Raw genomic sequence first — 12,841 nt, 5'->3', positions numbered from 1 at the left:
TTGGTTTAAGTGCCCAGCTTGGATCGGTCTCGGTGGGGTATCGAGAGTAGCGCGATTTGGCGCCAGCGCAATCAGGCCGGTTCGGGATTGCGGGAGCGATCGGACAGGGCGGTGGAGAGGACGTTGCCAAGAGCGCTCTGCTTGTCGCGGCGGCGTTGCACCGAGGAGGGAATGCGCATGGCTTCGCGGTACTTCGCGACCGTGCGGCGGGCAATATCAATGCCCGAGGCGCGCAAGCGTTCCACGATGGTGTCGTCCGACAGGATCGCGGACGGCGCCTCCGAATCGATCAGCTGCTTGATGTGGTGGCGAACGGCTTCGGCGGAATGCGCCTCGCCGCCGTCGGCCGAGGCGATCGAGGCGGTGAAGAAATATTTCAGCTCAAATGTGCCGCGATTTGTCGCCATGTACTTGTTGGCGGTGACGCGCGACACCGTGGATTCATGCATCTGGATGGCGTCGGCGACGGCCTTCAGATTCAGCGGCCGCAAATGCGCGACGCCATGGGTGAAGAAGCCGTCCTGCTGGCGCACGATCTCGGTTGCAACTTTCAGGATGGTGCGGGCACGCTGGTCGAGCGCACGCACGAGCCAGGTCGCGTTCTGAAGCGCGTCGGTGAAATAGGACTTGTCGCCGTCCTTGCCGATCTTCTTCGACAGCTCGGAATAGTAGGTCTGGTTGACCAGCACGCGCGGCAAGGTGTCACTGTTGAGCTCGACATGCCAGCCGCCGTCCGGGCCCGGGCGGACATAGACGTCGGGCACCATGGTCTGGAGCCGCGCCGAGCCGAACTTCATGCCGGGCTTGGGATTGAGGCGGCGGATCTCGCCGATCATGTCGGCAATGTCCTCGTCGTCGACGCCGCAGAGCTTGCGCAGGGCTGCGATGTCGCGCTTGGCGAGGAGATCGAGGTGCTCGACGAGGGCCTGCATCGCGGGGTCGTAGCGGTCGAGCTCGCGGAGCTGGATCGCGAGGCATTCGCTCAGGTTGCGCGCGCAGACGCCGGGCGGATCGAATTTTTGCAGCACGGCGAGGACGTCCTCGACGTCCTTTTGCGATGCGCCAAGACGCTCGGCGGCCTGGCCGAGATCCGGCGGCAGATAGCCGGCCTCGTCGACGAGGTCGATCAGATACTGGCCGATCATGCGCTGGGCGGGGCCGGTGAAGGCCACCGAGAGCTGCTCGGCGAGATGGTCGGACAGCGTCGTCTCGGCCGCGACAAAAGCTTCGAGATTGTAGTCTTCGTCACCGGAGGCGCCGCCACCCCATTCCGTATAGGTGGTCGGTGCGGCGTCCTGGGCGTTGCGTGCGGCCGTCTCGGCGGGCTCCTCGGAGAAGACGTTGTCCAGGCCCGTGTCCAGGGTCTGCTCGATCTCGGCGCGGGTGCCGAGATCCTTGCTCATCCATTCTTCCTGGCCCGGCTCGAAGGCCTCGCCCGGACCGCCGCCCGGCTCGTCGCTGCTCCCGCCGCCGAAATCGTCGCCATCGCTGAACTGGCCGGCCTCGGCCGGAGCTTCGCCCGCGGGCGGCTCGTCATTGGCCCGCTCCAGCAGGGGATTACGCTCGAGTTCCTCTTCCACGAAGGTCGTGAGATCGAGATTGGACAATTGCAGCAGCTTGATCGCCTGCATCAGCTGCGGCGTCATGACCAGCGACTGCGATTGCCGGAACTCTAATCTCTGCGTGAGCGCCATGAAGCAAGAACCGATCCCAAAAAGTTGGTCCGATTTTTGCTTATCCTAGTCTTGGCACGATGTACACGGCTTGACGAATTGGAAAAAAGGGCTAGAGGCGGAATTCCTCGCCAAGGTAAAGCCGCCGAACGTCCGGGTCAGCGACGATCTCATCCGGGCTACCCTCGGTCAAGATTTCACCGGCGTAGACAATATAGGCGCGATCGGTGAGGCCGAGCGTCTCGCGCACATTGTGGTCGGTGATCAGCACGCCGATGCCGCGGTTGGTGAGATGGCGGACGAGGTCCTGAATGTCGCCGACCGCGATCGGATCGATGCCCGCGAAGGGCTCGTCGAGCAGCATGTAGTTCGGACGCGTCGCCAGCGCGCGCGCGATCTCCACACGGCGGCGCTCGCCGCCGGACAGCGCGATCGACGGCGATTTGCGCAGGCGCGTGATGTTGAATTCGTCGAGCAGCGAGTCGAGCTGCTGCTCGCGCTTCTTGCGCGAGGGCTCGACCACTTCGAGCACGGCGCGGATGTTCTGCTCGACGGTGAGGCCGCGAAAGATCGAGGCTTCCTGCGGCAGATAGCCGATGCCGAGCCGCGCGCGCTGGTACATCGGGAGTTTCGTGACGTCGTGGCCGTCGAGCTCGATCGCGCCGCGGTCGGCCTTGATGAGGCCGGTGATCATGTAGAACACGGTGGTCTTGCCGGCACCGTTCGGACCAAGCAGGCCGACCGCTTCGCCACGGCGCACATAGATGCTGACGCCGCGCACGACCTGACGGCTGCCAAAGGCCTTTTCCACGCTGTGCACAGCCAGGAAGCCCGGCCGCTTCAGCAGCTGAGGTCCATCGGCGCCGTTCGTCCTGCTGGCGGCCCTGACGGGGTGAACCGCCGGCGAACGCAGCGCCTCGGACTGATAGTCGCCTTGATAGTCCCCCTGGAACTGGTCGGGCGCATGCATCGGCTGGTCACGGGCGATCGGCGGCGCGTCGCGCACGGGGCTCGCCACGAGACCGCCGACACCGTCGCCCAGCGCCGTGATGTCCTGACGCGCAAATCCTGGCCGACCGCGTTTGGCGGGGCGCCGACGGAACATGCTGAAGAGATCGACCATCCCCGCCTTCTAAGCCTTTCGCGACGATCCTGCGCGGTATTCGCGCGCGATCTGCCGCGCCAGCTTTTCGATTCGCCGACGCAGCATGAGTGAAGGAATGTCTCATGCCCAATGAAACACGCCCGAAAAGCGGCGGACCCCGCTTCGAAAGCCCTGCGCGCTAGATACAGTCTCGTCGAGCAAGCTTCAACCTCGGATCGGGAGCGCTTAATCCAAGTCGTTGAATTTACTTCGGTTTACTTGCGCCAGGCAGCTGCAGGGGCGAAGCCCCGCCGGGCTTGCCGGAACCGCAATCATTGCCGCCGCCCTGCGGGAGCAGCGCCTGCACCCGGCCTGCGTCGGATTCCACGCGCGACACGCCTGTCGTCATGTCGACCATCAGCCGGTCGCCGCGCAACACGTTCTTGCATTGCGTCAGGACCACCTGGCCACCGGAACCGCCGAGCATGGTGATGAGGTTGGTCTTGGTGTCGAACACGGCGGTCTCGCCGGTCACCACCTGGTCCTTCTGGGTGACCACGACATTGCCGCGCGCCTCCAGCCGCTTGATCGAGGAGCTGCCGCCCGGCCCCGGCGTCGCCGACTGCATCGGCGCCGATTTGGCGCCCTTTGCAGGTGCGTTTTGGGCAGCCGCGGGCGGCGGCGTGGCGGGCTTGTCGCCGCCCGATTCGTAGAACACCACCAGCGTCTTCGAGGTCATGGTGGTGTCGCCCTGGATGACCTTCACATTGCCGGAGAAGGTCGCTTCCTTCTTCTTGTCGCGCATCTCGAGCACTGCAGCTTCGATCTGGATCGGCTGATCGCGATTCTGCGAGAAGCCCTGCATCGCGTTCGGCACGCCCTGCATCGTGCTCTGCGCGATGGCTGCACCGGCGGCGATCAGCGCGACGCCGGCGGCGAGCGCGGCCGCGCCGAGGATGGCGCTACGTTTGACTTCGCTGCGCTGAAAAGACCTGATCATGAAAATCACTTTGAATTGGCAGACTTGTTCTGGGGCGTACGTGTCTTGGCCGGCGGCGGCGCAGGCTCGACCGGCGCCGGCTGCGCGGCGGCGGGATCGTCCAGCTTGTCCAGGTGCATCACCACGTTGCCCTCGAAGCGGATGACGTCGCCGCCTTCCGTGATGCGCAGCCTATCGGCGGTCAGCGTTCCGTTGGTCAGCTTGACGTCGACATGCTCGTCCGACGAGACCGTGCCCTTGCCCATGTCGACGAAGGCGGAATTCAGCCGCGCCTCGTAGCCGGTCGAGGTGCGCAGGAAGATGTCCTTGTGCAGGTCGAGCTGCTGCTGCTTGTTGTCGAAGCGGCCGGTGCGGGCGTCGAGGAACAGGGTGGATTGATCCTCCATCAGCACCTTTGCGCGCAGGTCGGCGAGATCAACGTGATCGGGGTCGGTGATGTCCTGCGTCGCGGTCTTGGCCCAGAGCTCATAGGGCCGCTGGTCCGGCGTGAAGCCGGACATATGCGGCGATTCCATCGTGATCTTGGTGCCTGTCACCACGAGGTTTCCGGAATCGAGCTTCACGGGGATCTGGAAGGGATTGAGGAAGGTCGAGACGGCGACGATCGCGGCCAGGGACGCGACCACCGTCGCCGGCACCGCGATGCGCAGAATCCGGACCATGCGGCTGTGGCGTGCCGCGCCGGCAAACTTCGCCGCAAGCGCGGCGTCGTAGGTTGGATTCTGGGCCGAATTCACCTGAGCTCCCGGGGTGTCGCTCGCCTGGTCCGGTTCGAAGGGCGCCCCATTGTACCCGTCGCCGCCCCAATATGCAGCCTTGAGCAATCAGCCTTGGGCATAGCAGCCTTGGGCATATCAGCTTTCGACAGGCCGTTACGAAAGTGTCCGAAACGGGGCGACTGCCCTGCCCCAGGCTGCCGCTTAAGGTCTCAGGAGTGGGCGAAAATGTCCTCTTCCTCCCAGCCCTGGAGGTCGAGCAGGGCGCGGGTCGGCAGGAAGTCGAAACAGGCTTTGGCCAGCGCGGTGCGGCCTTCCCGCACCAGCATGGCATCGAGCCGCTCGCGCAAGGCATGCAGATGCAGCACGTCCGAGGCGGCGTAGGCGAGCTGCGGCTCGGTCAGGCTGTCGGAGCCCCAGTCACTGGACTGCTGCTGCTTGGAGAGGTCGACATTGAGCACCTCGCGCACGAGGTCCTTCAGGCCGTGGCGGTCGGTGTAGGTGCGGACCAGGCGGGAGGCGATCTTGGTGCAGTAGATCGGGCCGGTCATGACGCCAAAGGTCTGGTACAGCACCGCGACGTCGAACCGCGCGAAGTGGAAGATTTTCGTGATCGCCGGATTGGCCAGCAGGGCCTTCAGGTTCGGCGCGTCGGTATGGCCCTTCGGGATCTGCACCACGTCGGCACTGCCGTCGCCCGGCGAGAGCTGCACCACGCAGAGCCGGTCGCGGTGCGGGTTCAGGCCCATGGTCTCGGTGTCGATCGCCACCGCTCCGGTGTAGCGCGTGAGGTCGGGCAGGTCGCCGCGGTGCAGGCGTACGGTCATGGCGTTTCAAAGCCTCGGGTCGAATCGGTCTGACGGGACAATAGGGCTAATTCGGATGGCTCGCGATGTAGCCATTGCGGGCGGGCCACGCAAGCAAGGTTGCGCACGGGGCCGGACGGCTCCCCGGCCGCCGGCCTGTTGCAGGGATCCCACAACCCGACGCGGACTTCGTCGTCCGGCACAACTTGTGCCATACGCCCCGTGGAAATCGTCCCGGTCCACCCCATCTGCCAGATTCGCACCCTCGCCCCTCGCCATGAATCAGGTGGACATGACCGAACAGACGCTCGCTGCGCCTATCGACAACCCGCAGGAAAGCCAGCGCGGCTTTTCGCGCTACCAGGCGCTCCTCATCGCGCTGCTCGCGTTCACGCAGTTCACGATCATTCTCGACTTCATCATCATGTCGCCGCTCGGCGCCATCCTGATGCCCGCGCTCAACATCACGGCCGGACAATTCGGCGTCGCGGTCTCGGCCTACGCATTCAGCGCCGGAATTTCGGGCATCCTCGCCGCCGGCTTTGCCGATCGCTTCGACCGCAAGCGCCTGCTGCTGTTCTTCTATGTCGGCTTCACGCTCGGAACCATGCTCTGCGCGGCGGCGCAGAATTACCATGTGCTGCTGATCGGCCGGATCGTGACCGGATTGTTCGGCGGCGTGATTGGCTCGGTCGTGCTCGCCATCATCACCGATCTGTTCCCGCTGCATCTGCGCGGCCGCGTGATGGGCTTCGTGCAGACGGCGTTCGCCGCGAGCCAGGTGCTCGGCATTCCCGCCGGGCTGTTTCTGGCCAATCACTGGAACTGGCATGCCTGCTTCGTTGCGATCGTCGTGGTGTCGATCGCCGCGATCGCCATCATCGCCTTCGCCATGGAGCCGGTCGACGCGCATCTGAAGCTGAAGCAGGACAAGAACCCGTTCCGTCATCTGATCGCGACGATCGGGCAACCACGCTACACGCTGGCCTTCGCCGTCACGACATTGCTGGCGACGGGCGGCTACATGCTGATGCCGTTCTCCAGCGCCTTCACCGTGCATAATCTCGGCATCGACATCACGCATCTGCCGACGATCTATCTCGTCTCCGGCCTGTTCAGCATCGTCACGGGGCCGCTGGTCGGCCGTGCCAGCGACGCGTTCGGCAAATACCCGACCTTCGTGTTCGGCAGCGTGGTGTCGGTCATCATGGTGCTGATCTACACCCATCTCGGCCACGTCGCGCTCGCGACCGCGATCCTCGTCAACGTCCTGATGTTCGTCGGCATCTTCTCGCGCATGATCCCGTCGCAGGCCCTGATGTCGGCGATCCCCGACGCGAGCCAGCGCGGCTCCTTCAGCGCGATCAGCGCCTCGCTGCAGCAGCTCTCCGGCGGCCTCGGCTCGGTGCTCGCCGCCGCCATCATCGCGGAAGCGCCTGACGGCTCGCTGATCCATTTCGACCGGATCGGCTACGTCGTCGTCGGCTCGGCGATCGTCTCGCTGGTCGCGATGTATTTCGTGCAGAAGGCGGTGGCGGAGAGAGCTGGGAAGCGGGTGGTGTGAGGAAGAAGGCCGATCTGGCGTACCAGGGGACCGTCGCGACGGCGATGGAGGGATCGCCGCCCTGCCATCTCTTCCGATAGGAAGCAGCGCTATTTTGCGCTCAAATCCCGCAAAATGGTGCCCAGGAAAGGACTCGAACCTTCACGGCCGTTAAGCCACTGGCACCTGAAGCCAGCGCGTCTACCAATTCCACCACCTGGGCATGCCGTTTGGGGCACGGAGGCGGTTACTACGGTTCGGTGACGCCGTTGTCAATTCATGCTTGAGCCATGTTTCGGCTTGCGGATTGCGCATCGCAAACCGGCCCGATACAAGCCTGATAACACGCACTCTTCCCGCAGGAACGGACCCCAGGAATGGCTCCCATGGCATCGAATCTGGAAACTCTCGTCACGGTTTTCGGCGGATCGGGGTTTTTGGGGCGGAATGTCGTCCGTGCCCTGTGCAAGCGGGATTACCGGGTCCGGGTTGCGGTGCGGCGGCCGGAACTGGCCGGTTACCTCCAGCCCTCCGGCAAGGTCGGGCAAGTCCATGTCGTGCAGGCGAATCTGCGCTATCCGGCCTCGGTGGAGGCGGCGCTGCGTGATTCGGATGTCGTGATCAACCTGGTCGGCATCCTGGCCGAGAGCGGCGCGCAGACCTTTGACGCCGTCCAGGCCAAGGGCGCCGAAACGGTCGCCAAGGCGGCGGCCGCAGCCGGGGCCCGACTGGTGCATGTCTCGGCGATCGGCGCCGATGCGGAATCGCCCTCCCGCTATGCCAAGGCGAAGGCGGCCGGCGAGGCGGCGGTGCTGGCCGCGGTGCCGTCCGCCACGATCTTCCGCCCCTCGGTGATGTTCGGCCCCGAGGACCAGTTCACCAACCGCTTTGCGGCGCTGGCGCGGATGTCGCCGGTGCTGCCGCTGATCGGCGGCGATACGAAGATGCAGCCGGTCTATGTCGGCGACGTCGCCACCGCGATCGCGGATGCCGTCGACGGCAAGGCCAAGGCGGGCGCAACTTATGAGCTCGGCGGGCCGGAAGTGCTGACCATGCGCGAGATCATCGAGGCCATCCTCGCGATCGCCAATCGCAAGCCGATACTGGCGCCGCTGCCGTTCGGCCTTGCCCGTTTCCAGGCCAACTTCCTGCAATTCGCGCCTGGCGCGTTCAAGCTGACGCCGGACCAGGTCACGCTGCTCGAGCGCGACAATGTCGTGTCGGAGGCCGCAAAGGCGGCGGGCCTGACGCTGGAAGGCCTCGGCATCGCCGGAGATTCGCTGGAAGCGATCGCCCCGCAATATCTCTGGCGCTTCCGCGCCGCCGGGCAATTCCAGCGCATGAGCGTGTAAGCGCTCGTTATCTCGGCAGCCACTGGGAACGCGGATGCCCGGGCCTTCGCCTCGCCGAAGCGGCTTCGGCCGCGCAGGCGGGACAAGGCCGGGCATGACGAAACGCGTGCGTCTACAGCATTCGGAGATTAGCGCCCCAGCGCCAGCGCGATCAGGCCGAGCGTGCCGACGATGACGCGCCACCAGGCGAACACCGCAAAGCCGTGGCGGGTGACGTATCCGAGGAACGTCTTCACGACGATGATCGCGGTGATGAACGACACCACGAAACCGATCGCGACGATGCCCATGTGGTCCATCGTCATCTCGGAGCGGTTCTTGTAGAAGTCGTAGGCGAACGCGCCGATCATGGTGGGGATGGCGAGGAAGAACGAGAACTCCGCCGCCGCGCGCTTGTCGGCGCCGAGGAACATCGCGGCGACGATGCTGGCGCCGGAGCGCGACACGCCCGGGATCATGGCGACGCACTGCGCGATGCCGATATAGAGATACATCAGCAGCGGAAACTTGGTGGCGTCATGCTCGCGCGCCTTGAGATCGAGCCGATCGACCCAGAGCAGGATGGCGCCGCCGACGATCAGCGAGAAGCACACGACCCACGGATTGAACAGCAGGCTCTTGATGTATTTGCCGGCAACGAGGCCGACGATGACAGCCGGCAGGAACGCCACCAGCACGCCGATCACGAAGCGGCGTGCATAGGCATCGCCCGTGAACATGCCTATCGCGACGTCCCACAATTTCTTGAAGTACAACACGACGATCGCGAGGATCGCGCCGAGCTGGATCAGAACGGTAAACGAATCCCAGAACGCACCCTCGCCGAGATGGAAGAAACGCTCCGCGAGCAGCAGGTGGCCGGTCGAGGACACGGGAAGGAACTCGGTCACACCCTCGATGATGCCGAGGATCACTGCCCGTATTGCATCTGACATATTTACGGTCCATTTCCGCTGGAAAAGCGGGGCTCTTCTCGCCCATTCGCCCCCATGCTGCAATCGCAAAATGCGACATCACGCCCTTGCCTCGCGGTTTTGAAGGACTAGTGTGGCGCCGCACAAACATTGATGGATTCTTAAGCACCATCAAATAGTCAAAGGCTTCATGTTTACGCTGTTTCATCATCCGTTCTGTCCGCATTCGCGATTCATCCGCCTGATCGCGGGCGAATACGGGCTCGACCTCAAGCTGGTCGAAGAGCGCAGCTGGGAACGGCGCGAGGCATTTCTGCTGCTCAATGCGGCCGGTACGACGCCTGTTCTGGTGGACGACGAGCAGCCGCCGATCCCGGGCGCGCCGATCATCGCCGAATATGTCGACGAGGCCTATGGCGCCGAGATGGGACCCAAGCGACTGATGCCGGAGACGATCAGCGAGCGCGTCGAGGTGCGCCGGCTGATGGCGTGGTTCAACGAGAAGTTCTTCGAGGAGGTCTCGCACCCGCTGGTGACCGAGCGCATCTACAAGCGCTTCATGAGCGAGGAGACTGGCGGCGGCCCGCCCTCGGCCGACGTGATGCGCGCGGCCAAGGCCAATGTGCGCTATCATCTGGCCTATATCGGCTGGCTGGCGCAGACGCGCAATTTCCTCGCCGGCGACCGGCTGACTTACGCGGATCTCGCCGCCGCGGCGCATCTCTCGGCGATCGACTATCTGGGCGACGTGCCATGGAGCGAGGACGACGCAGCAAAGGCGTGGTACGCGCGGGTGAAATCCCGCCCGTCGTTCCGCCCGCTGCTGAGCGAATGGCTGGCCGGCGTGCCGGCGTCGCGGACCTACGTGGACCTGGATTTCTGAACTCTGCTCCCGACCCGACTGAATTGAAGACTGCGCTCACGCACGAAGCGCGCGCACTCGGCTTCGACTGCATCGGCATCACCGCGCCCGGCACGATCGAGACCGCCGGAAAATACTTCCTCGAATTCATCGCCTCGGGCGGCCATGGCGACATGGACTGGCTCGCCGCGCAGCCCGAGCGCCGCGTCGATCCGCGCGGGCTGTGGCAGGACGTGCGCAGTGTCATCATGCTTGGCGTCAATTACGGCCCTGACCAGGATCCGCTCGCGATCCTGAAAGAGCGCACGCGCGCGGCGATCTCGGTCTATGCGCAGGGCGACGACTATCACGACCTCATCAAGAAGCGGCTGAAGGCGCTGGCACGCTGGCTGGTTGCGACCGCGCCGTCGGACGTAAAGGTGTTCGTCGACACCGCGGCGGTGATGGAGAAGCCGCTGGCGCAGGCCGCGCATTTGGGCTGGCAGGGCAAGCACACCAATCTGGTCTCGCGCGAGTTCGGCTCATGGCTGTTTCTCGGCGCGATCTACACCACGCTGGACTTGCCGCGCGACGATGCGGAGATCGATCATTGCGGCTCGTGCCAGGCCTGCCTCGACATCTGCCCGACGGCGGCGTTTCCCGCACCCTACAAGCTCGATGCGCGGCGCTGCATCTCGTATCTCACCATCGAGAACAAGGGACCGATCCCGCAGGAATTTCGCAAAGCGATCGGCAACCGCATCTATGGCTGCGACGATTGCCTCGCGGCGTGTCCCTGGAACAAGTTCGCGCAGGAGGGCCGTGAGGCCAAACTCGCGCCGCGTGACGAACTGCGCGCGCCGTCGCTTGCCGAACTCGCACGGCTCGACGATGCCGCGTTCCGCGCGCTGTTCACGAAGTCGCCGGTGAAGCGCATCGGCCGCGACCGCTTCTTGCGCAATGTGCTGATTGCGATTGGTAACTCGGGTGAGGCGGGGTTGGCGGCGGAGGCACGGCGATTGCTGGAGGATGCAAGCCCGCTGGTGCGTGGGGCGGCGGTGTGGGCGCTGGGGCAGTTGGTGGCGCGGGAGGAGTTTGAGGCGATGAAGGGCGCTGCGTTGAACAGAGAGTCCGACGACAGCGTGCGTGAGGAGTGGCGCGCCGCCTCCTGACTCTCGCTGTCATTCCCCGCCTTGTGCGCAATTGCGCACTGGGGCGGGGAATCCAGTACGCCGCAGCCTCTCGACTCAATAACTGCCGTCTCTGGAATACTGGATCGCCCGACTGCGCGGGCGATGACAGCTGTTTGTGGGGCGAGAGCGTGCGCACTCCAACCACCCTTGATTTCCTCACCCGTTTCCGCAATCTCGCGCGCCATGACAAACATGCCCTTCTTCACCCGCGACGGCGACACATTCCATCCGACGGAAGTGGCCAACGGTCCCTGGGATCCGAAATCGCTGCACGGGCGCGTCATCGTCGACCTGCTCGGCTTCGCCATCGAGGAGCGCCATTCAGGCCCGGAATTCGTGCCGGCGCGGTTCACCGCCGACATGTTCCGGCTGCCGACCATCGACAAGCCGATCGACATCACGACGCGCCTGGTGCGCGACGGACTACGCATCCGCGTGGTCGAGGCGGAATTCTTCTCCGGCGGCGTCAGCATGGCGCGGGCCTCGTGCCAGCTGCTGCGCAAGACGCAAAATCCTGAGGGCAACGTCTGGTCGCCGCCGAACTGGGACGTGCCGAAGCCATCAGACATTCCAAAGCCCACCGATCCCAGGCTCGGCATGAACGGCAAATGGACGACGCGGCCGATCGTCGGCCATATGGGCTCACTCGGACCGCGCCGGCTGTGGATGAGCGAGGTGCGCGAGCTCGTGGCCGGCGCGCCGATGACGCCGTTCGTCCATGTCGCCACCGGCGCCGATTTCGCGAGCCCGTTTGCCAACGCCGGCGACAAGGGACTCGGCTACATCAACAGCGACGTGACGATCTATCTGCACCGATTGCCGGTGACGAAGTGGATCGGCTTCGACGTGGTGAACCACCAGGCCACCGACGGCGTCGCGATTGGCGAATGCTGGCTCTACGACGAGCAGGGCCCGATCGGCACCGCCACGGTCGCGGCGCTGGCACAGCGCAAGCCGATGACGAAGGTGCTGCCGCCGTAGCCACGTTGTCATTCCGGGGCATCGCGCAGCGATGAACCCGGAATCTCGCTCGACAATCTCTGGATTTCGCGCTCCGCGCGCCCCGGAATGACAGCTACCCCAGATGCCGCTTCATCTCCGGCCGCGCCTTCAGCTCTGTGCCCTGCTTGGCGACGATCTTCGCAATCCGCTCAGGCGCGAACTTCAAATCGACGAAGGCGGGCGCGGTGTTGGCGACCTCGTGATAGCTCACGATCCTGCCGTCGCGCAGCGTCATGATCGCGACGCCCTCGAACATCGCCCGCGCGCCGTTCGCTTCCGGCAAGGTCGAACGATAGCTGAAGGTGTAGCGCGCATAGAGCGTGGTGCCGTCGGTGACGGGATCATGCATGTCCCAGCGGAAATCGGTCGCCGTGCGATAGAACCAGTCGTCGATTATCGCGGCGATTTTAGCGCGGCCCTCGAAGGCGCCGTAGAAGACGTCGTGATAGACGCCGTCCTCGGTGAACAACTCGGCAAACGCACGGCCGTGGCGCTGCTCGACCGCATCGCAGAAGGCACGCAGCATGGCGGCGGTGGTCATTGGCGTTTCTCCCATGTGCTCTTCTTCCCCTCTCCCCTTGTGGAAGAGGGTGGATCAATCGCGCGAAGCGCGATTGAGACGGGTGAGGGGTCGGTCTCCGCGCGTTGACCTGCTTCAGTGTTGACCTTCTTCAGTTACGTACGCGGACAGAGACCCCTCATCCGGCGCTTCGCGCC

The 12,841-nt window shown here is 64.7% G+C and carries 12 protein-coding genes and 1 tRNA gene; 5 read left to right on the top strand and 8 right to left on the bottom strand.

Going from position 1 to position 12,841, the window contains the following annotated elements; all coding sequences use genetic code 11:
* Positions 1–71: 71 nt before the first annotated feature.
* From rpoN to RAD15_RS10785, 5 genes are all read right to left on the bottom strand, one after another.
* The gene (rpoN, locus tag RAD15_RS10805) at positions 72–1,694 is read right to left on the bottom strand and encodes an RNA polymerase factor sigma-54 (RefSeq protein ID WP_458177095.1); all 1,623 of its coding nucleotides are present in this window, start codon (positions 1,692–1,694) and stop codon (positions 72–74) included.
* A gap of 91 nt (positions 1,695–1,785) precedes the next feature.
* Positions 1,786–2,796, bottom strand: coding sequence for an LPS export ABC transporter ATP-binding protein (gene lptB, locus RAD15_RS10800; protein ID WP_458177093.1), 1,011 nt, complete (start codon positions 2,794–2,796; stop codon positions 1,786–1,788).
* A gap of 226 nt (positions 2,797–3,022) precedes the next feature.
* A complete protein-coding gene (locus RAD15_RS10795) occupies positions 3,023–3,757 on the bottom strand; it encodes an LptA/OstA family protein (protein ID WP_458177091.1) in 735 nt (244 codons plus the stop codon).
* Between the two features lie 5 nt (positions 3,758–3,762).
* The gene (gene lptC / locus RAD15_RS10790; RefSeq protein WP_458177089.1) at positions 3,763–4,494 is read right to left on the bottom strand and encodes an LPS export ABC transporter periplasmic protein LptC; all 732 of its coding nucleotides are present in this window, start codon (positions 4,492–4,494) and stop codon (positions 3,763–3,765) included.
* 191 nt (positions 4,495–4,685) lie between these two features.
* Complete coding sequence (locus tag RAD15_RS10785) at positions 4,686–5,300, bottom strand: ribonuclease D (protein WP_458177087.1); 615 nt, start codon at positions 5,298–5,300, stop codon at positions 4,686–4,688.
* A gap of 271 nt (positions 5,301–5,571) precedes the next feature.
* Here RAD15_RS10785 and RAD15_RS10780 point away from each other — a divergent pair, with 271 nt between their 5' ends.
* Positions 5,572–6,843 carry an MFS transporter gene (locus RAD15_RS10780; RefSeq protein WP_458177085.1) on the top strand — a complete coding sequence of 424 codons (1,272 nt, stop codon included), beginning with the start codon at positions 5,572–5,574 and terminating at the stop codon, positions 6,841–6,843.
* A gap of 115 nt (positions 6,844–6,958) precedes the next feature.
* Here the strand turns inward: RAD15_RS10780 and RAD15_RS10775 are convergent.
* A tRNA-Leu gene (locus tag RAD15_RS10775) sits at positions 6,959–7,045 on the bottom strand.
* A 163-nt stretch (positions 7,046–7,208) separates the two neighbouring features.
* Between RAD15_RS10775 and RAD15_RS10770 the strand changes: the two genes are divergently transcribed.
* Complete coding sequence (locus RAD15_RS10770; RefSeq protein ID WP_458177083.1) at positions 7,209–8,174, top strand: complex I NDUFA9 subunit family protein; 966 nt, start codon at positions 7,209–7,211, stop codon at positions 8,172–8,174.
* 128 nt (positions 8,175–8,302) lie between these two features.
* Here RAD15_RS10770 and RAD15_RS10765 read toward each other — a convergent pair whose 3' ends face one another.
* Positions 8,303–9,109, bottom strand: coding sequence for an undecaprenyl-diphosphate phosphatase (locus RAD15_RS10765; RefSeq protein WP_458177081.1), 807 nt, complete (start codon positions 9,107–9,109; stop codon positions 8,303–8,305).
* A gap of 169 nt (positions 9,110–9,278) precedes the next feature.
* Here RAD15_RS10765 and RAD15_RS10760 point away from each other — a divergent pair, with 169 nt between their 5' ends.
* From RAD15_RS10760 to RAD15_RS10750, 3 genes are all read left to right on the top strand, one after another.
* The gene (locus RAD15_RS10760; protein WP_458177079.1) at positions 9,279–9,971 is read left to right on the top strand and encodes a glutathione S-transferase family protein; all 693 of its coding nucleotides are present in this window, start codon (positions 9,279–9,281) and stop codon (positions 9,969–9,971) included.
* Positions 9,920–11,101, top strand: a complete 1,182-nt coding sequence (queG, locus tag RAD15_RS10755) for a tRNA epoxyqueuosine(34) reductase QueG (RefSeq protein WP_458177077.1) — start codon at positions 9,920–9,922, stop codon at positions 11,099–11,101. The genes RAD15_RS10760 and queG overlap by 52 nt, the downstream gene beginning before the upstream one ends.
* A 204-nt stretch (positions 11,102–11,305) precedes the next feature.
* The gene (locus RAD15_RS10750; RefSeq protein ID WP_458177075.1) at positions 11,306–12,103 is read left to right on the top strand and encodes an acyl-CoA thioesterase domain-containing protein; all 798 of its coding nucleotides are present in this window, start codon (positions 11,306–11,308) and stop codon (positions 12,101–12,103) included.
* A 94-nt stretch (positions 12,104–12,197) separates the two neighbouring features.
* On the opposite strand, the gene RAD15_RS10745 is transcribed toward RAD15_RS10750, so the two are convergent.
* Positions 12,198–12,665 (bottom strand): nuclear transport factor 2 family protein, encoded by a 468-nt coding sequence (locus tag RAD15_RS10745; protein WP_458177073.1) that lies wholly within the window; start codon positions 12,663–12,665, stop codon positions 12,198–12,200.
* Positions 12,666–12,841 lie beyond the last annotated feature (176 nt).

The organism is Bradyrhizobium sp. 14AA, from assembly GCF_054185205.1.
The sequence above is the reverse complement of the archived record's forward strand: the minus strand, read 5'-3'. Positions and strand labels throughout refer to the sequence as shown.

Excerpts from the sequence above, each read along its gene's own strand:
- RAD15_RS10745 (WP_458177073.1), bottom strand. The coding sequence starts at position 12,665 with ATGACCACCGCCGCCATGCTGCGTGCCTTCTGCGATGCGGTCGAGCAG.
- queG (WP_458177077.1), top strand. The coding sequence starts at position 9,920 with ATGGCTGGCCGGCGTGCCGGCGTCGCGGACCTACGTGGACCTGGATTT.
- lptB (WP_458177093.1), bottom strand. The coding sequence starts at position 2,796 with ATGGTCGATCTCTTCAGCATGTTCCGTCGGCGCCCCGCCAAACGCGGT.
- RAD15_RS10760 (WP_458177079.1), top strand. The coding sequence starts at position 9,279 with ATGTTTACGCTGTTTCATCATCCGTTCTGTCCGCATTCGCGATTCATC.
- RAD15_RS10770 (WP_458177083.1), top strand. The coding sequence starts at position 7,209 with ATGGCATCGAATCTGGAAACTCTCGTCACGGTTTTCGGCGGATCGGGG.
- rpoN (WP_458177095.1), bottom strand. The coding sequence starts at position 1,694 with ATGGCGCTCACGCAGAGATTAGAGTTCCGGCAATCGCAGTCGCTGGTC.
- RAD15_RS10750 (WP_458177075.1), top strand. The coding sequence starts at position 11,306 with ATGACAAACATGCCCTTCTTCACCCGCGACGGCGACACATTCCATCCG.
- RAD15_RS10785 (WP_458177087.1), bottom strand. The coding sequence starts at position 5,300 with ATGACCGTACGCCTGCACCGCGGCGACCTGCCCGACCTCACGCGCTAC.
- RAD15_RS10765 (WP_458177081.1), bottom strand. The coding sequence starts at position 9,109 with ATGTCAGATGCAATACGGGCAGTGATCCTCGGCATCATCGAGGGTGTG.
- RAD15_RS10795 (WP_458177091.1), bottom strand. The coding sequence starts at position 3,757 with ATGATCAGGTCTTTTCAGCGCAGCGAAGTCAAACGTAGCGCCATCCTC.
- RAD15_RS10780 (WP_458177085.1), top strand. The coding sequence starts at position 5,572 with ATGACCGAACAGACGCTCGCTGCGCCTATCGACAACCCGCAGGAAAGC.